16 protein-coding genes and 3 pseudogenes are annotated in these 17,474 nt (G+C 42.2%); all 19 read right to left on the reverse strand.

The window, feature by feature from the left end; all coding sequences use genetic code 11:
- Nucleotides 1–615: 615 nt before the first annotated feature.
- The 19 genes and pseudogenes from J416_RS02450 to J416_RS02540 all read right to left on the reverse strand — a co-directional run bounded on the left by J416_RS02450 (nt 616) and on the right by J416_RS02540 (nt 17,217).
- Nucleotides 616–1,014 carry a F0F1 ATP synthase subunit epsilon gene (locus J416_RS02450; RefSeq protein WP_003464068.1) on the reverse strand — a complete coding sequence of 133 codons (399 nt, stop codon included), beginning with the start codon at nt 1,012–1,014 and terminating at the stop codon, nt 616–618.
- A gap of 52 nt (nt 1,015–1,066) precedes the next feature.
- A complete protein-coding gene (gene atpD / locus J416_RS02455; RefSeq protein WP_003464070.1) occupies nt 1,067–2,470 on the reverse strand; it encodes a F0F1 ATP synthase subunit beta in 1,404 nt (467 codons plus the stop codon).
- Between the two features lie 42 nt (nt 2,471–2,512).
- A complete protein-coding gene (gene atpG, locus J416_RS02460) occupies nt 2,513–3,376 on the reverse strand; it encodes an ATP synthase F1 subunit gamma (protein WP_003464073.1) in 864 nt (287 codons plus the stop codon).
- A gap of 46 nt (nt 3,377–3,422) precedes the next feature.
- Nucleotides 3,423–4,931, reverse strand: coding sequence for a F0F1 ATP synthase subunit alpha (gene atpA, locus J416_RS02465; RefSeq protein ID WP_003464075.1), 1,509 nt, complete (start codon nt 4,929–4,931; stop codon nt 3,423–3,425).
- Between the two features lie 25 nt (nt 4,932–4,956).
- Entirely contained in the window at nt 4,957–5,496 is a 540-nt protein-coding gene (locus tag J416_RS02470; RefSeq protein ID WP_003464078.1) for a F0F1 ATP synthase subunit delta, read from the reverse strand.
- Nucleotides 5,493–6,020, reverse strand: a complete 528-nt coding sequence (atpF, locus tag J416_RS02475; protein WP_003464081.1) for a F0F1 ATP synthase subunit B — start codon at nt 6,018–6,020, stop codon at nt 5,493–5,495. Before atpF ends, J416_RS02470 begins: the two co-directional genes overlap by 4 nt.
- 128 nt (nt 6,021–6,148) lie before the next feature.
- Nucleotides 6,149–6,361 (reverse strand): F0F1 ATP synthase subunit C, encoded by a 213-nt coding sequence (atpE, locus tag J416_RS02480; protein WP_003464083.1) that lies wholly within the window; start codon nt 6,359–6,361, stop codon nt 6,149–6,151.
- A gap of 51 nt (nt 6,362–6,412) precedes the next feature.
- Nucleotides 6,413–7,135 carry a F0F1 ATP synthase subunit A gene (atpB, locus tag J416_RS02485; RefSeq protein WP_003464086.1) on the reverse strand — a complete coding sequence of 241 codons (723 nt, stop codon included), beginning with the start codon at nt 7,133–7,135 and terminating at the stop codon, nt 6,413–6,415.
- Between the two features lie 23 nt (nt 7,136–7,158).
- A pseudogene (locus J416_RS02490) lies at nt 7,159–7,508 on the reverse strand (ATP synthase subunit I).
- A 19-nt stretch (nt 7,509–7,527) separates the two neighbouring features.
- Nucleotides 7,528–7,761: an AtpZ/AtpI family protein gene (locus J416_RS02495; RefSeq protein ID WP_338029441.1), complete on the reverse strand. Its 234-nt coding sequence runs from the start codon at nt 7,759–7,761 to the stop codon at nt 7,528–7,530.
- 287 nt (nt 7,762–8,048) lie between these two features.
- Nucleotides 8,049–9,985, reverse strand: a pseudogene (locus J416_RS02500) (S8 family serine peptidase).
- Between the two features lie 356 nt (nt 9,986–10,341).
- On the reverse strand, nt 10,342–10,971 hold the full coding sequence (gene upp / locus J416_RS02505; RefSeq protein WP_003464095.1) for a uracil phosphoribosyltransferase: 630 nt from the start codon (nt 10,969–10,971) through the stop codon (nt 10,342–10,344).
- 212 nt (nt 10,972–11,183) lie between these two features.
- The gene (locus J416_RS02510; RefSeq protein ID WP_156809484.1) at nt 11,184–11,492 is read right to left on the reverse strand and encodes a hypothetical protein; all 309 of its coding nucleotides are present in this window, start codon (nt 11,490–11,492) and stop codon (nt 11,184–11,186) included.
- A 95-nt stretch (nt 11,493–11,587) separates the two neighbouring features.
- Nucleotides 11,588–12,823 carry a serine hydroxymethyltransferase gene (gene glyA, locus J416_RS02515; RefSeq protein ID WP_003464099.1) on the reverse strand — a complete coding sequence of 412 codons (1,236 nt, stop codon included), beginning with the start codon at nt 12,821–12,823 and terminating at the stop codon, nt 11,588–11,590.
- A gap of 161 nt (nt 12,824–12,984) precedes the next feature.
- Nucleotides 12,985–13,530, reverse strand: coding sequence for a TIGR01440 family protein (locus tag J416_RS02520; protein ID WP_003464101.1), 546 nt, complete (start codon nt 13,528–13,530; stop codon nt 12,985–12,987).
- A 76-nt stretch (nt 13,531–13,606) separates the two neighbouring features.
- Entirely contained in the window at nt 13,607–14,905 is a 1,299-nt protein-coding gene (locus tag J416_RS02525) for a methyl-accepting chemotaxis protein (RefSeq protein WP_003464103.1), read from the reverse strand.
- Between the two features lie 24 nt (nt 14,906–14,929).
- The gene (locus J416_RS02530) at nt 14,930–15,502 is read right to left on the reverse strand and encodes an arsenate reductase/protein-tyrosine-phosphatase family protein (RefSeq protein WP_040512710.1); all 573 of its coding nucleotides are present in this window, start codon (nt 15,500–15,502) and stop codon (nt 14,930–14,932) included.
- Between the two features lie 82 nt (nt 15,503–15,584).
- Nucleotides 15,585–16,096 (reverse strand): annotated as a pseudogene (locus J416_RS02535) (manganese efflux pump MntP).
- A 98-nt stretch (nt 16,097–16,194) separates the two neighbouring features.
- Complete coding sequence (locus J416_RS02540) at nt 16,195–17,217, reverse strand: L-threonylcarbamoyladenylate synthase (RefSeq protein ID WP_003464119.1); 1,023 nt, start codon at nt 17,215–17,217, stop codon at nt 16,195–16,197.
- Between the last annotated feature and the right edge of the window lie 257 nt (nt 17,218–17,474).

Here is a 17,474-nt window from a genome sequence, read left to right on the forward strand (position 1 = left end):
GCTCTTGTTTTTTGCCGTCATAAGGTTGATGACGACAGTTTTTCTCTGTATCTAACTAATTTTTTGCCGTCAACGGCTCTATGACGACAGTTTTTCTTTGTTTTTCTATCGTTTTTTGTCTTCATTTAACTATGGACGAGAAAAACTCCAGCTGCTGATGCGAAAATTCTTAGTTAATCGCATATTACTGGGAAATCTTCACTTGGTGCTCGCGACTTTTCTCGGTAATTTGCTTATTACTGGGAAATCTTCACTTGGTGCTCGCGACTTTTCCCGGTAAATCGCATATTACTAGGAAATCAATGCGTCATGATATCAGATTTCCGGGTAAAATATAGATCACCTGCGTTTCGATGCAAACAGTGTCAGCTATATCTAATGTTTGAAGGATATATGTAATATTCCATGCAAACAGAGATACTTCACCCCACTATTTGACTCATATATCCATTTTCTATGCAAACAAAGCTGCTTCACCCCACTGTTTGACGAGAAATCTTACACAACACCCACCAATGATTCAAGCATCGCACCATCCATGCACAACAGCCCCCCTCGGCCAACATAAGAAAAAAGGGGACAGATGTTGAATCCTGTCCCCCCTGTTTAAGCTTATTATTTATTTTCTGCTACGTCAATTCGATTCAAGGCACGTTCGAGTGCTCGTTCTGCCCTTCTGAAGTCGATCTCGTCTTGTTTAGCTTGCAAGCGTTGCTCCGCTCGATCTTTTGCTTTTCGCGCACGTTCTACATCAATCTCATTAGGCTGTTCAGCGGATTGTGCCAAAATTGTTACTTGATCTGGCTGTACTTCAAGGAATCCACCGCTAACGGCTATTCGCTCAGAAGATTCCCCTTTAAGCCGAACAGAACTAATGGTTAATGGAGCCACAAGCGGAATGTGACCAGGCAAAATACCAAGTTCTCCATTTTCTGCTTTACAGCTAACCATTTCGAATGAATCTTCCAGAACAGGGCCATCGGGAGTGACCACACTCACCTTTAGTGTACTCAATGGAACCCCTCCTTCGGCTGGAATAACTAGGGTTTAAACAAAAGCAGTGAAATTATGCCATTTCTTTTGCTTTTTCTACAACATCTTCAATACGGCCGACTAAGCGGAACGCATCTTCTGGAATATCATCATGCTTGCCGTCAAGGATTTCACGGAAGCCTTTTACGGTTTCTTCGACCGGAACATAAGAACCTGGTTGACCTGTAAATTGTTCCGCCACGTGGAAGTTTTGTGATAAGAAGAATTGAATACGGCGTGCACGAGCAACCGTCAATTTATCTTCATCTGACAACTCATCCATACCTAAAATCGCAATAATGTCTTGCAACTCACGGTATTTCTGAATTGTTTGTTGTACTTCACGAGCTACATTGTAATGTTCGTCACCTACAACTTCAGGGTCTAACGCACGAGAAGTGGATGCAAGTGGGTCCACTGCTGGATAGATCCCTTGCTCGGACAATTTACGATCAAGGTTCGTCGTCGCATCTAAGTGAGCGAATGTTGTCGCTGGTGCTGGGTCCGTGTAGTCATCGGCAGGTACGTAAATCGCCTGGATCGATGTAACGGAACCTTTATCAGTTGAAGTAATACGCTCTTGGAGTTGTCCCATTTCCGTTGCTAGTGTTGGCTGATAACCAACGGCTGATGGCATACGACCAAGTAGCGCTGATACCTCCGTACCCGCTTGAGAGAAACGGAAAATGTTATCAATAAATAATAACACATCCTGCCCTTGCTCATCACGGAAATACTCAGCCATTGTGAGTCCAGTTAAGGCAACACGCATACGTGCACCTGGTGGCTCGTTCATTTGACCAAATACCATAGCTGTTTTGGAGATAACGCCTGAATCGCTCATTTCATAGTACAAGTCATTACCTTCACGTGTACGTTCACCGACACCTGCAAACACGGAAATACCCCCGTGCTCTTGGGCTACGTTGTTAATCAGTTCCTGAATCAATACGGTTTTACCAACACCTGCACCACCAAATAGACCGATCTTACCACCTTTTGTATAAGGAGCAAGCAAGTCAACAACTTTAATACCTGTTTCTAAAATCTCAGTTTCAGTTGCTAAGTTTTCAAATTGCGGTGGTTGGCGGTGAATCGGGTCACGACGTACGTCATCACCAACTTCTTCTTCTAAATCAATCTTTTCACCTAAAACGTTAAACACACGGCCAAGCGTCGCATCTCCAACTGGTACAGAGATCGGTGCTTGTGAATCCGTTACTTCAGCGCCACGCTGCACCCCTTCTGTAGATGACATCGCAATGGTACGAACGGCGTCATCTCCTAAATGCATCGCGACTTCTAAAGTGAGTTCTCTTGATTCACCGTTCACTTCATAATACACGTTGATGGCATTATAAATTTCCGGCAAATGACCGTCTTCGAACTTCACGTCGACGACAGGCCCCATAATCTGGGTAACGTGTCCTTTCGCCATTGATTTCCCTCCTAACTGTCTATTTCAATCACGTACGACTTTTTATTCAAGTGCTGCCGCTCCGCTAACAATCTCAGTGATTTCTTGCGTGATCGCAGCTTGTCTTGCACGGTTATATTGCAAGGTTAAGTCATCAATTAATTCATCCGCATTATCAGTGGCATTCTGCATCGCTGTCATACGAGAAGCATGCTCACTCGCTTTACTGTCAAGCAGTGATCCGAATATCAAGCTTTCTGCATATTGTGGCAACAATACATTCAGAATTTCCTGTTGGTTAGGTTCATATTCGTAAGTGGACGAATTGTCACTCACTTCTTCCGCTAAATCTGTTAGTGGTAACAGTTTTTTCGATGTGACTTCTTGGGAAATCGCACTGACAAAGTGATTGAAAAAGAGTTCGAGTTGATCGATCTCTTCATCAATAAATAACTGTACCGTTTCAGCGGTTAAATCTTTAATATCCGAGAAATTCGGTTGATCAGATAAGCCAGTGATTTCTTTTAATATAGGCATCCCATTCTTTTTGAAAAAGTCACGCCCTACACGGCCTACGACAATAATGGCGTATTCGTCTTGCGACTGATGACGTTTTTGAATGGTTTGATACACTTCGCGAAGAATGCCGCTGTTAAAAGGTCCTGCCAGCCCACGATCCGATGTAATGACAAAGTAAGCTGTCTTTTTCACTTCACGTGTTTCAAGCATCGGATGTTCAGCGTCAGAATCACTGCCAGCAATACTTGCAACGACTTCACGAATCTTTTTATTATATGGTTCGTAGGATTTGGCAAACTCCTCTGCTTTATTAAGCTTTGAGGCAGATACCATATGCATCGCTTTGGTAATCTGTTTCGTCTTTTGTGTAGAGCCAATCCGTTTTTGGATATCTCTTAATGATGCCACAACGTTTCACCGCCCTTTCGTTCAAGGTTGACGATCGTCCTATCCTTTATTCCGTTACGACAAATTGTTTTTTAAATGTTTCTACTGCCTCGCTCATCTCTTCAGTATCAGGCAACTGACCTGTTTCTTTGATTTTGGCAAGTAGTTCTTGTCGATTTTGATCCATCCATGTTAAAAATTCATCTTCAAAACGTGTCACATCTTCAACTGGAATATCATCTAAGTACCCTTTTGTTAAAGCAAAGATGATCATGACTTGTTTTTGAACGACAAGTGGCTTGTGTAAGCCTTGTTTCAACACTTCTACAGTACGTTGACCACGATTCAACTTATCTTGTGTCGCCTTATCAAGATCTGAACCAAATTGAGCAAATGATTCGAGTTCACGGAAAGAAGCCAAGTCCAAACGAAGTGTACCCGCTACTTTCTTCATCGCTTTAATTTGGGCAGAACCACCGACACGAGATACGGATAAGCCGGCGTTAATCGCTGGACGTACCCCTGAGAAGAATAGATCAGACTGTAAGAAAATTTGTCCGTCTGTAATCGAGATGACGTTGGTTGGAATATAGGCACCAATGTCACCCGCTTGTGTTTCAACGAATGGTAGTGCTGTTAATGAGCCGCCACCTTTATCGTCATTTAACTTCGCTGCACGTTCAAGTAAACGAGAGTGAAGATAGAATACATCCCCTGGGAATGCTTCACGTCCTGGTGGGCGACGTAATAATAAGGAAAGTTCACGGTATGCATTCGCTTGCTTCGTTAAGTCATCATAAACAACAAGCACATGCTTGCCATTATACATGAACTCTTCACCCATGGACACGCCCGCATATGGCGCAAGATACTGTAATGGCGCTGGTTCACTAGCACCTGCTGATACGACAATCGTATAATCAAGCGCACCATGTTGACGAAGCACTTCAACTTCACGACGAACGGTGGAATCTTTCTGACCGATCGCAACATAAATACAGATCATGTCTTCGTCTTTTTGATTTAAAATGGTGTCAATCGCGATCGATGTTTTCCCTGTTTGACGGTCACCAATGATGAGTTCACGCTGGCCACGTCCAATCGGAACAAGGGCATCGATTGCTTTAATCCCTGTTTGTAATGGTTCTTCTACTGATTGACGATCCATAACACCCGGTGCAGGAGATTCAATCGGGCGTGTTTTTGATGTTTCAATTGTGCCTTTACCATCGACGGGCTGACCGAGTGGATTCACAACTCGTCCAATCAAGTCCTCCCCTACTGGCACTTCCATAATACGTCCGGTACGACGGACTTCATCACCTTCACGAATTTCTGTGTATGGTCCAAGAATTACGATCCCTACATTTGATTCTTCAAGGTTTTGTGCCATACCCATGACACCATTTGAAAATTCGACTAATTCGCCTGACATGACATTGTCTAGCCCATGTGCACGTGCGATACCATCACCGATCTCAATGACGGTACCAACATCTTTGACTTCAATGTCAGCGTCATAGCTTTCGATCTGCTGTTTAATCAGCGCACTGATTTCTTCAGCCTTTATGCTCATGCCATTTCACCCCTATCGTCATTAATTAACTTTTTGCCATTTCACGTTCAAGTCGATTCAACTTGCCTTTAATCGAGCCATCATATACCGTGTTTCCGATTTTAATACGAATACCACCAAGCACGGATGGATCGACAATATTATTGATTTTGAGCCCTTGAATATTCAGTTTATCGACAAAAACTTGTTCCATTTGTTTCTGTTCTTCATCTTTCAACGCACGAACAGAATAAACCGTTGCTTCTTTCATCCCTTTTTCCTCTTGTGCAAGGGTAATGAAATGAGTGACAATCTCTGGTACAATGCTTTCATTGTGGCGATCGACAAGTAATGAAAGTGTATGTATCACATCTTTCGAAAAACCTTCGAACGCTTGATTGAGCAGTTGTTTCTTCTGATCTGCATCCACTTTCGGATGAGTTAGAAATTCAAGCAATTCTTCGTTCGTTTGAAATACTTCACGAACGGTTGTGAGTTCCGTTTCAAGAAAGTCAAGCTGACCCTTATCTACACCGATTTGAAAAAGAGCTTCTGCATAACGCTTCGCTACAACTGTATGACTCATCGCTCTTCTCCTATCTCTTTCATGTATTCATTGATCAACTGCTCTTGATCTTGTTCATTAATTTCTTTTTCAATCACTTTTGTTGCAATCTGTACAGACAAGGTAGCCACTTTATCTTGTAAAGCTTCGACCGCTTTTTCTTTCTCGCGTTCGATATCTTCTTCCGCAGACTTCTTAATGCGTGCTGCTGAGGCTTCTGCCGCTTGAATAATCTCGCGTTCTTGCTGTTGCGCTGCTTTTTTGGCATCTTCGATAATTTGTTGCGCTTCTTGGCGTGTTGCCTTCAATTGTTCATTGGCTTCACGTGAAGCTTTTTCGGCTTCTTCACGGTTTTTCTCAGCTGTGTCGATTTCATCAGCAATATAGTTCTCACGCTCTTCCATCTTGTCCATCAATGGGCCCCATGCGTATCTTTTGAGTAATAAAAGCAATAGCCCAAAGCTAATGAGCGCAAATAACATATTGCCCCATTGAAAACCACCTGGAGTCACACCTATGATAAGCATTCCGCTATTAAGATGCACAGTCTTCACTCCTTCCTAACCTATCGTCACAAGTTTCGATCTATCACACAAATCTGCTTATTATTCTGTTACAAAGGAATGGCGAAGATTGTCTTAGACGAACTTCGCCATTCTATCCAAAAAAATTATTAACCACCCATTACCATAAAGGCAATAACTACGGCGAAAATAGGAATCGCCTCTACTAGTGCTACCCCGATAAACATAGTCGTTTGAAGTGCACCTCTTAATTCTGGTTGACGAGCAATCCCTTCTACTGTACGACTTACGATCATACCGTTACCTAGACCAGCACCTAGTGCCGCTAAACCTATTGCAATTGCTGCTGCTAAAGATCCCATTCTTTATTTCCTCCTTTAAAATGTATAAATCCTAAATTATTTTTTCTTATATTAATGGTCTTCGCTCACTTTATGAGACATATAAACCATTGTTAACATTGTGAATATAAATGCCTGAATGGCACCGATAAACAAACTAAATCCTTGCCATGCCATCATTGGAATAATGGAAATGAGTGTAAACGGCATAGCTGCAAGAGCCATTTTTGTAATTAATGATAATAGAATTTCACCAGCAAAGATATTACCGAAGAGACGAAGGCCGAGTGTTAGCGTATTCGCAAACTCTTCTATAATATTTAACGGTAATAAAAATGCTTTCGGGCGGACATAATCCAAACCATATTCTTTTAAACCTTTCATTTTTATTCCGTAGAAATGGGTCAAAATGATAACCATCGCTGATAATGTCAACGTCATCGTCGCATCAGCTGTCGGTGATTTCCACCATAATGAGTGTCCTACAATACCCATGGTAACAACCCCAAGGATATTACTGATAAAGATAAACACTAATAAAGTTAACCCGAGTGGCAAAAATACTTTCCCTGTTTTCCAATCCATCGTGTCACTAATAATTCCTTTGACAAAATCAATGACCCACTCCATAAAGTTTTGAAACCCTGTAGGCTTCATTTGTAGATTTCTTGCCGCAAAAAAACAAATAAAAAATACGATAACGCAAGAAACGAAAGTCATTAACAGTGTCGATAAATCGAAATCTAACCATGGAATGCCAAACAAATCGAGTGCCTTCGGTGATGTATGATCCAATTGCTTCACCTCACTTCCCTTTGCTAGTCTTGATTTCTAAAAAAGAAAAAATCTATCATAATAACAACATACGTTGTCATTAATCCGAAAATCACGGAAGTTAAATGGAAATATTCTTCATACTGAAGGGCGATTAACACTGCTAAAGCGCCAGTTGCTAACCGAGTAAATGTACCAATACCTGCTGCTCGTTTCTGGTTGGCGACAGCTTGTCCAAAGCGATCAATTTTTCGTTGCATGATCCATAAATTATAAAAGCTTAGTGTCGTTCCCAAGATAAGCCCGAGGAATACGCTTGTATAAGGCTAAATCCCCAACCGATGACGAAGATGGCAAGGAGATAAAACATCCATTTCCGTTGACGAGTGATCATCTGATGGTATTGGGTCGTATCATTCGTCTTCTGCGTTGTTCCGTGTGAAATGGATGGTTCCATAAATACCTGCTCCCAGTCCTATAAATAATCCGAGCAACATAAAAAGTGGAGATGTGGACCCATGTTGATCAATCCATCTGCCGATCAATAACCCAATGAGCGGGCTACCGACAATTTGCGACAAAATTGTGGTATAAATGGTGATCCCACGATATAAGGGGTTTTTATGATGTGATGACAAATGTTTCACTCCTCGTAATGCATTCTCGTTGCATAATCATACAACTGCTAATCACGTGAACATGTGATTCCTTTCAAGAGATGCAGTCGAGTATGTAGACACAATAAAACACTGTAACCCCTATCATCCACACTAAATTAGCATACAATAGGGGTCGCTTAATGTCAATCAATTTCACCAACATTTCATCAGTTTATTACATCTAGCTACAAGCGAAGTAAAGCGATTTCGGACAACCTCGCCTTTCTTCATTGATTGAAAAAAATTGTGAACAAAATATGACAATTGTCCCTCTATTATTGTTCAGCATGAATATCTACCATCGTTTGGTATTGGTAAGTATTGCCATCTGTTAATTGAATGGTAATATTCGCTAAATACGAGCCTCGAGACGGTAATTTTTTCTCATCTATCGTTCCTTTCATGACACCTGGTTGTCGGTCCTTGACTTGTACAATCGTTTGTTCAAAGGAAAACGTTTCTGGCTGATACAAATCGACAGTGATCGACTTTGCTTCTTCTACCACGTACATTTGATAGCTATATTCATCCGTTGATAAAGGTTCGACATAAAATTCAAATCCCATCCCTTTTGGTACATCAACGTCATTGTTTAACACCAGGTACGGAATCGGCCGATCATTTACGTACAAATACCCTTGAAGCATCGGTTGATTCATTTGGTTTTTACGAACGGTCGCTTGAATATCGACTGCTCGCTTTTCATGGGGCGAAAGCGTAAAACTTGTCGGTAGTTGCCAACGTATACTTGTCGATGACTGCGGGATGTCGAATCGATAGTGAACCGGTTCGTCTGAGATATTTTCAACAATTATTTCGCGTGTTTTTGTTTCTGTTGGTTGACGTAGTGTACCAAAATGGAGAAACGATTGATAAAGCAACGTGTCTGAAGAAATCGCCTGATGAGGAACGGCTTTACCTGCCCCTTGTTCAATCGGACGCGCACCATTTAGTGGCTCAGCTGTCGTGACAAGCGCAGCCTTTAACTGAGCGGGTGTCCAATCAGGATGGGCTTGCTTCACTAACGCCAACGCTCCCGTAATATGAGGAGCAGCCATACTTGTCCCACTTAATGCTTGATAGCCATCTGGAATCGTACTGACGATATTTGAACCTGGTGCGACAATTTCCGGCTTAATCGCCCAATTAACGGTAACTGGTCCGCGCGAGCTGAATTCAGTGATATCGTCTTGGGTCTGTTGATATCGGACCGTGAGCCAATTACCATCGTTTTCCCGCAACCATTTTCCATGTTTTTTCGAAACAAGTGCGATCGGTAGTGTGATCTCATCACTTACTTCCTCTAACAACATGTCATCAGCTGAATCCTGAGGGATAATTAACGCAGATGCGCCACTTTCTTGTGCTTTTTTCGCCAATTCAGGTAACGTTTCATCCCCTTTTTCCATCACAAGTACTACATCTGATGCTGGTTGAATGTTTCTCGTAGACGTTTGAATTTGAAGGTCATGATCTGGTTTCCATTCAGCCGTTCCAACCATTTGTAAAAAGTCGATCCGTTTTTCTGCTAACGAGTCATAGAGATAGGGAATTTGTAATGGTGGCGTTGAAGCGCCAACTGATATCACATCTGTTGCGGTAGCTGGCGAACCTACCGTCCATAAATCCGGGCCTGTATTGCCATTAGCGATCACCACCGCTACACCCGCTTTCGTCGCTTGATTGACTGCGACACTTGTCGGCCAATCCGGACCATTGACCGTATTGCCTAATGATAAATTAATAATATCCATACCGTCTTTGACTGCTTTTTCAATCGCGGCCATCACTTGCACAGACGTCCCCATTCCTCCAGGTCCTAACGCGCGATACGCATAGATTTCCGCTTCTGGTGCAACGCCTTTCATATCCCCATTCGCGCCAATAATACCTGCACATGCGTGCCATGTAGTGTCGGCATCCCTTCATGAATCGTTGTCTCCATAGGATCTTCGTCAAAATCAACGAGATCATAGCCGCCGTGATAGTTTTTCGTTAAATCTGGATGATGATAGTCAATCCCTGTATCAATGATCCCTACTTTGACACCTTTTCCTGTATATGAAAGGTCTTCCGATCGAAAAAAATTGACACTTTGATTGACAGGTTCGCCCATTCCAAGTGTCTGATACGTTTGCACGGGGTATGTTTTTTGGATCGCTTCAAATTGTTTCAACTTTTCAAAGGTTCGTTTTTCTGCTTTTAATGCCATGCCTTGAAAAATGGTGTCATAAATAGCGATCACTTCAACGTTCGGATAATATGTTTCAATTTCTTCGGCTATTTGATGGGGGTCAGTGTCCACTTCGACAATAAGGGATTCGGTTGGATGGATGGCAGGTAACGCTTGAGATGGAAGAGAGAGACAGATACTGACAAAAAGGGAAATAAGAAAAAAACGCACGCGCGTCACTCCTTTAACCGTTCGACTATCACTAGTTTAAGCAGAAGTGCGTGCTTCTATGTATAGATTCATGCGCGATAATTAAAGAGCGAAATTCCGAATGAGTTCATTTTAAGCAAAGATAAAATATATCATTCGGAATCTCTTGAATATCAATTCATATTTTATTTCGTTCCAAACAAGCGGTCGCCAGCATCTCCTAGTCCTGGGATGATATAACCTTTTTCATTTAATTGCTTATCCAATGCTCCTAAATAAATATCAACATCAGGATGCTCTTCTTGGACGAGATCAACACCCTCTGGCGCTGCGATCAGACACATCAATTTAATATTTGTTGCACCACGTTTTTTCAATGAATGAATCGCATCATTCGCGGATCCGCCCGTTGCTAACATGGGATCAATGACAATTAATTCACGTTCATCAATGTCAGATGGCAATTTGATATAATATTCGACGGGCTGCAAGGTTTCAGGATCACGATATAAGCCGACATGCCCTACTTTTGCCGCTGGAATTAAACGAAGAATACCATCAACCATGCCAAGGCCCGCACGTAAAATGGGTACGAGTCCTATTTTCTTTCCACTTAACACTTTCGTTTGTGCTTCCATAACAGGGGTTTCGGTCGTTATTTCCGTTAACGGTAAATCTCTCGTAATTTCAAATGCCATTAGTGCCGATACTTCATCAACTAACGCGCGAAATTCCTTCGTTCCCGTATGTTTGCTCCTTATGTACGTTAACTTATGCTGAATGAGTGGATGATCTAAGACAAACACATTACTCAAGGGTGATCTCTCCTTTTTATCTAATAGTATAGCTCAACTGAAAATGTTCATCCTAGAAATTGTACTGAAAAACAAGAGAGCTTTCAAGGATGAGTTGATGATCTTTTTTTGAGAAAAAATTTTTGTGGTGTTATTTTTGTATGTCCCGGTAAAACGTGAATGACTGGGAAATCCTCTTGCGCGTTTGACGAGATTTCCCGGTAAAATGCGAATTACTGGGAAATCCTCTGGCGCCTTGGACGAGATTTCCCGGTAAAATGCGAATTACTGGGAAATCTTCTTGTGCGTTTGGCGAAATTTTCCGGTAAGTCGTACACCTTTTCATTTTCGATGCAAACGGCTTCTCCTAAATCTATTGTTTGACGCATAAATCCATTTTCGATGCAAACAGCTTCCCCTAAATCTATTGTTTGACGCGTAAATCCATTTTCGATGCAAACAGCTTCTCCTAAATCTATTGTTTGACGCGTAAATCCATTTTCGATGCAAACAGCTTCTCCTAAATCTACTGTTTGACGCATAAATCCATTTTCGATGCAAACCCCGAGCAACGCATCTTTTGTTTGACGTAAAAAAGCTAGACCTCTTTCATCGGCCTAGCTTTTTTTATGATTGACTATTGATATAGCGGATATTTGCTGGTTAATGCTTCGACTCGTTGTTTGGCTTCCGCTAGTTTCGCTTCGTCCTCGTGGTTCTTCAGGGTAAAGGCAATAATTTTCGCTACTTCCTCCATATCTTTTTCGCCAAAGCCACGGGATGTCACTGCTGCTGTGCCTACGCGAATACCGCTTGTGACGAATGGACTTTCTGGATCGAATGGGATGGTATTTTTGTTTGTAGTAATGCCGACATCATCCAGTGCCTTTTCTGCATCTTTTCCAGTTAATGACAGGCCACGAACATCTAGTAATAACAAGTGATTGTCTGTGCCGCCTGATACGGTGCGAATACCTTCTGCTTCAAGAACCTCGCCAAAACGTTTGGCATTGTTAATAATGTTTTGCGAATATTCTTTAAATGATGGTTGTAATGCTTCTTTAAATGCAACGGCTTTGGCTGCGATAACGTGCATTAATGGACCACCTTGCATACCTGGGAAAACATTTTTATTTATTAGTTTACCGAATTCTTCTTTACAAAGAATCATGCCACCACGCGGTCCTCGCAACGTTTTGTGTGTGGTTGTTGTTACAAAATGAGCATGTGGTACCGGGTCTGGGTGCAGTCCAGTTGCGACAAGTCCTGCGATGTGTGCCATATCTACCATTAAGTAGGCATCGACGGCATCAGCAATTTCGCGGAATTTCTGAAAATCAATTACGCGCGGATAAGCACTTGCTCCTGCAACAATGAGTTTTGGCTGAACGTCTTTTGCCTTTTCTAACAAGGCATCATAATCAATCGTTTCGGACGTTTCATCGACACCATAATCGACAAAATTGAAAAGCTTACCGCTAAAGTTAACCGGACTACCGTGCGTTAAATGACCACCGTGATTTAAATTCATCCCAAGTACGGTATCGCCTGGCTCTAATACGCTGAAATAAACCGCCATATTCGCTTGAGCACCAGAGTGTGGTTGGACATTGACATGTTCTGCGCCGAACAATTCCTTCGCGCGATCACGAGCAAGATTTTCAGCAACATCGACATACTCACAGCCACCATAATAACGACGACCTGGATATCCTTCTGCATATTTATTTGTTAATACTGATCCTTGCGCTTCCATTACAGCTTCAGAGACAAAGTTTTCCGATGCGATTAATTCAATCTTATCGTTCTGACGGCCTCGCTCATCTTCCATTGCTTGAAACAATTCTGCATCAAAGTTTTTTACATGATCCATATCAGTTGCTCCCCCTCAATCACTAATTATTCGTTATTTTCTACATCTTATCATAAAATCATCGACATATGGATAGTTTTCTAAAATTTTTACGAATAAAATCAACAAAAAATGCACCTTCATTCGTCTTTTAACAAAAAAGGTGCATGATCTGCAATGATTTATTCGGGATAAACGGCGCGCGGCCCTCCGATCAGCTTCGGTCTTGTGCGTGCATGATTGACGCGGGCATTTCCGATCGCTCGCTGCTTCATGCGTAACGGTACTGCTACAGGCTTGAGATGCATACCGATCATGGTTTCACCGATATCGATGCCAGCGTCGGCTTCGATTTCTTCCACAACGACGGGATCTGTCAAATGTTGATAAGCATACGCAGCCATCGAGCCACCTGCTTGTCGAACGGGAACGACGGAAACTTGCGATAAACGATCTTCTTTCATGACGCGGCGTTCGACAACCAGTGCGCGGTTTAAGTGTTCACAGCATTGAAAGCATAGCTCCACACCTGTTTGTGCCTGTAAGGTCTGCCATTCGTTAAACAGAATCGCGGCGATGTCTTCACTGCCTGCTGTACCAATACGTTCTCCAGCAACTTCACTTGTGGAGCAACCGATGACGAAGCGATCTCCTTCTTGTAAATGGCCCTGGTCTACCCATTCTTCGATCAAATAACGGAGATCAGCCTGTAACTGTTCTTTGTTCAAGACCAACGCCTCCTTTTGCTCAAGTAAAATACGTGACGATTATCTAAAAGGATGTTGATTTTCGCACAATAGACGATTAATTTAGTTTAAATTGATTCATTTTCACTTTCAAGTTTTCTGCTTGTTGCTCAAGGGTTGTCGCTAATTCTTGCAAGTTTTCGGCAAAATTCGCTTGTTCTTCAATTGTTGCGCGAATTTCTTCAGCGCCAGCAGATGTCTCCTCAGCAATGGCCGCTACATTTTGCGATTTCGCTTGAGTCGCTTCGATTTCTTGCAACTGATGATCGACAAGACTCGAAATCTCTCGGATCGAATCGGCAACCCCATGGACAGAAGAGGACATGTTATCGATCACGGTTGTCGTTTCGTCGCCACGTTTTGCCTCATCACGTGTTTCATCCACATGTGTTCTCATATTTTGCACGACTAATTCGACATCTTTTTGCATATCTTGAATGAGATTTGAAATACTTTGGACTGCTTCTGAACTTTGATCCGCAAGTTTTCTTACTTCTTCTGCCACAACGGCGAATCCTTTTCCTTCTTCACCAGCACGTGAAGCTTCAATGGAGGCATTCAATGCTAATAAGTTTGTTTGTTCACTAATATCGCCAACGAGAGAAATCACATTTTCGACTTCTTTCGCTTTGTCTGATAAACGGTTGACATCATGTAAGGCATGATCTTGATTTTCTGCAAGTTTCGTGATGCCATCGACCAATGTCGTAATTACTTGTTTGGATTCATCCAACTTTTCGACCATTTCTTGTGACTGTTGTTGCGAACTTTCTGCTTTTTCATCTACTTTTGTCGCTAATTGTGTTGAATTATCGACGGCTTCAGCGGTTTGTTGAATCGCCTCAGATGTTTCTTCCGCCCCTTGGGAAATTTGACCGATCGTGTCCTCTAATGTGTCCGAATGTTCTTTCGAGCGTGAAGCGGCTTCTTTCATCGTATGAACAGACTGACTCGTTTTCTCTGTATGTTCTTCCATATCAGCTAAAATCCGTTTTAAATTGTTAACCATCGTCTGAAAAGCTTGGGTTAAGGCGCCAATTTCATCATTCGACGATTTCGGAATCTCTATATCTTGTTTCAGATCACCTTCAGCAATACGTGTAGCCGCATTTTTTAATTCGGTAAGTTTTCTCGTAATAAAACCAGCTGCCACAAACGCTAGAATCCCCGACCAAATAATGCCTAACGCTAACGTGACCAGTACATAGACGACTTCTGGTATGTCGATCCATTGACGAATCCATTCTTGTAAAAAATAAATAAAAAATGCACTTGTTGAATACGTGATTAAAGCTAATAATGTCGTAAACACGACCAGCTTCATCCGTAAGCTAACACCCTTCTTCTGATTTTTCATCCATTTCTCCTCCTAATGCATGACTTATTCTCTATCCTTATTGTCCAACTTTTTGACCAATAGTTCAAGATACTTATTTAATTCTTGATAAGTTTTTTGATAAATCATGACATTAGACCCAAACGGATCGACAATATCCACTTGACTCACCTTTTTTTCGAGTTCGTCAATCTCTTCTTTTAGTGCTTGGATAGCTTCTTGATTCGCAGAAGGGTCTAGCTTCTTTTCTTCCAATTGTGAATAGGCTTTTTGTAATTGATCCCATGCTTTTTGACAGGAGGAATCGACATATTCCACAAGCGTATACACTTTGTCAGCATATGCCGAAAATTGTTGCTTCACTAAATCGCGATGATTCGCTGTCATCGTCAATACGACATCCGCCCATTGAAGCACTGTTTCATCAACAGGTGTCGATTGGTGCGAATGATGGATACCATTTTCCTCAAGGACTTCCAACGTCTGCGCGGATGCTGGCTGTCCATCACTCGCAAAAATACCAGCAGAACGTACGTGGTGATTCGTCTTCTCGCGTAATATTGCTTCTGCCATTGGACTGCGACACGTATTGCCTGTGCACACAAATAAAATATTCATGGTTGACGTTCCTTTCATTCATTACATTTTGAGATCTGTTTACCATTAATGTATCAAATTCTGCTTGACGATACTAGTTTTGTTAGCCGAATAAAATATAAAGACCAAACCCAAATAAAATACTGCCGCCAATAACTTCACTATATACGCCTAACAAGTGATGCGTCCGGCGTCCAATTAATAAGGCAAGCCACGTCAAACACATGCTGCTGATGCCGAATAAAATGAAGGCAAAGCCGTTGCCACACCGCTTAAACCGAGTGACAGACCGACAGAGAAGCTATCTAAACTAACGCTTAATGCAAATAAAAATAAACCGATACCGACAGGATTGAGAATATCACTACTTTTTTCCTGAAAGGTTTGTAACATCATTTGTACCCCAATCGCACATAACAAGAGTCCAGCCGCTAGGATCGCAATTCCTTCCAAACGATGGGAAATAAACGCCCCTAATACAAGACCGAGAAAGGGCATCAGTACATGAAATAAGCCGACCGTTATGCCAATAATGAACATTCGTTTCAATCGTAAGGCCTGCATCCCCATTCCTAAACCAACTGAAAAAGCATCCATGCCTAGTGCAATTGCCATACACAGAATCGAAAATACGCCACCCACATGCTGGATTTCCATTAAGCCATTGCTCCTTCCTGGACATGCTATTTCACTATATGCATGTCCAAGGCGGCTTATGTATGTCGGTTGGCTTCTAATTTATCCGTCGCAGCTTTCGTTAATCGATTCATAATCGCTTGACCGATCCCTTCAAATGGGTACGTTTCCGATAAAATAATATCCATTTCCATTTGATTAAAATAACGCAACGCATAATAAAGCTTCGCTGCTACAGTTGACAAGTCGTTTCTCTGTCCACAACGATACAGATAATTTGTGCGCAATTGACTCGCTAATGGCTCACTAGCAATCACGCCAACCGTTTTCCCTTGTTTTTCGAGGGCGTCAATTTGTTGTTGAAAAAATGCCTGATCGCCATCGATTAAGCGTAACGGGGCATCGGGTTGATAATGTTGATATTTCATACCAGGGGCTTTCGGTTGATCATCCGTTTGAATGGCATCGTCATATGTCACTTGTCCCACAACATCTTGCAACATGTCTTTCGTAATCCCACCAGGGCGCAAAATGATCGGTACATCCGACGTACAATCCACAACCGTTGACTCGACACCTACGCCCGTTGCACCGCCATCAATGATACCAGCGATGCGAGTGTTTAAATCTTGATCGACATGTTCAGCCGTTGTTGGACTTGGTTTTCCAGATAAATTCGCACTAGGAGCAGCAAGTGGTAATTGCGTGGCTTCGATAAATTGTCTAGCTACGGCATGATCAGGTACACGGATCGCCACAGTGTCCATTCCTGCCGTTACGGTTGGCGCCACCGTCCCATTACTTTTTAAAATGACGGTTAATGGTCCTGGCATAAACGCATCCATCATTTGTTGTGCGACACGCGGAATATCTGTCACATAACGTGCGATCTGTTTGTTATCATGAACGTGAATGATTAATGGGTTATCAGCTGGCCTACCTTTGGCTTGAAAAATTTTTCTGACAGCTTGTTCATTCGTCGCATCTGCTCCTAACCCATACACGGTTTCAGTAGGAAAAGCAATCACTTCACCTTGGCGGATGAGTTGGGCCGCTTCATCGATTGTTTCTTCTGCAAAATTCCACCGTCTTGTCCTCATGTTGATCCCTCAATTTATTGTAGTCTATGCTTTATTATGAAACGAAAGTGGCGAAAGCGCAAGTTGTGAAGTTGAGAGGATATTCTGGAAACATGGCATATTTTAGTTTTTGAGTCAAACAGCTAGCTTCCTTTCCGCTGTTTGACGCATTTCCGCGTTTTCGAGGCTAACAGCTAGTTTCTTTTCCGCTGTTTGACGCATATCCGCTTTTTTGAGGCTAACAGCTAGCTTCTTTTTCGCTGTTTGACGCATATCCG

The organism is Gracilibacillus halophilus YIM-C55.5, assembly GCF_000359605.1.
Classification (GTDB): Bacteria; Bacillota; Bacilli; order Bacillales; family Amphibacillaceae; genus Gracilibacillus; species Gracilibacillus halophilus.

Excerpts from the sequence above, each read along its gene's own strand:
- J416_RS02540 (WP_003464119.1), bottom strand. The coding sequence starts at position 17,217 with ATGAGGACAAGACGGTGGAATTTTGCAGAAGAAACAATCGATGAAGCG.
- atpE (WP_003464083.1), bottom strand. The coding sequence starts at position 6,361 with ATGGGATCTTTAGCAGCAGCAATTGCAATAGGTTTAGCGGCACTAGGT.
- atpD (WP_003464070.1), bottom strand. The coding sequence starts at position 2,470 with ATGGCGAAAGGACACGTTACCCAGATTATGGGGCCTGTCGTCGACGTG.
- J416_RS02530 (WP_040512710.1), bottom strand. The coding sequence starts at position 15,502 with ATGAATATTTTATTTGTGTGCACAGGCAATACGTGTCGCAGTCCAATG.
- J416_RS02525 (WP_003464103.1), bottom strand. The coding sequence starts at position 14,905 with ATGAAAAATCAGAAGAAGGGTGTTAGCTTACGGATGAAGCTGGTCGTG.
- J416_RS02470 (WP_003464078.1), bottom strand. The coding sequence starts at position 5,496 with ATGAGTCATACAGTTGTAGCGAAGCGTTATGCAGAAGCTCTTTTTCAA.
- J416_RS02510 (WP_156809484.1), bottom strand. The coding sequence starts at position 11,492 with ATGCGTCAAACAGTAGATTTAGGAGAAGCTGTTTGCATCGAAAATGGA.
- glyA (WP_003464099.1), bottom strand. The coding sequence starts at position 12,823 with ATGGATCATGTAAAAAACTTTGATGCAGAATTGTTTCAAGCAATGGAA.
- atpA (WP_003464075.1), bottom strand. The coding sequence starts at position 4,931 with ATGAGCATAAAGGCTGAAGAAATCAGTGCGCTGATTAAACAGCAGATC.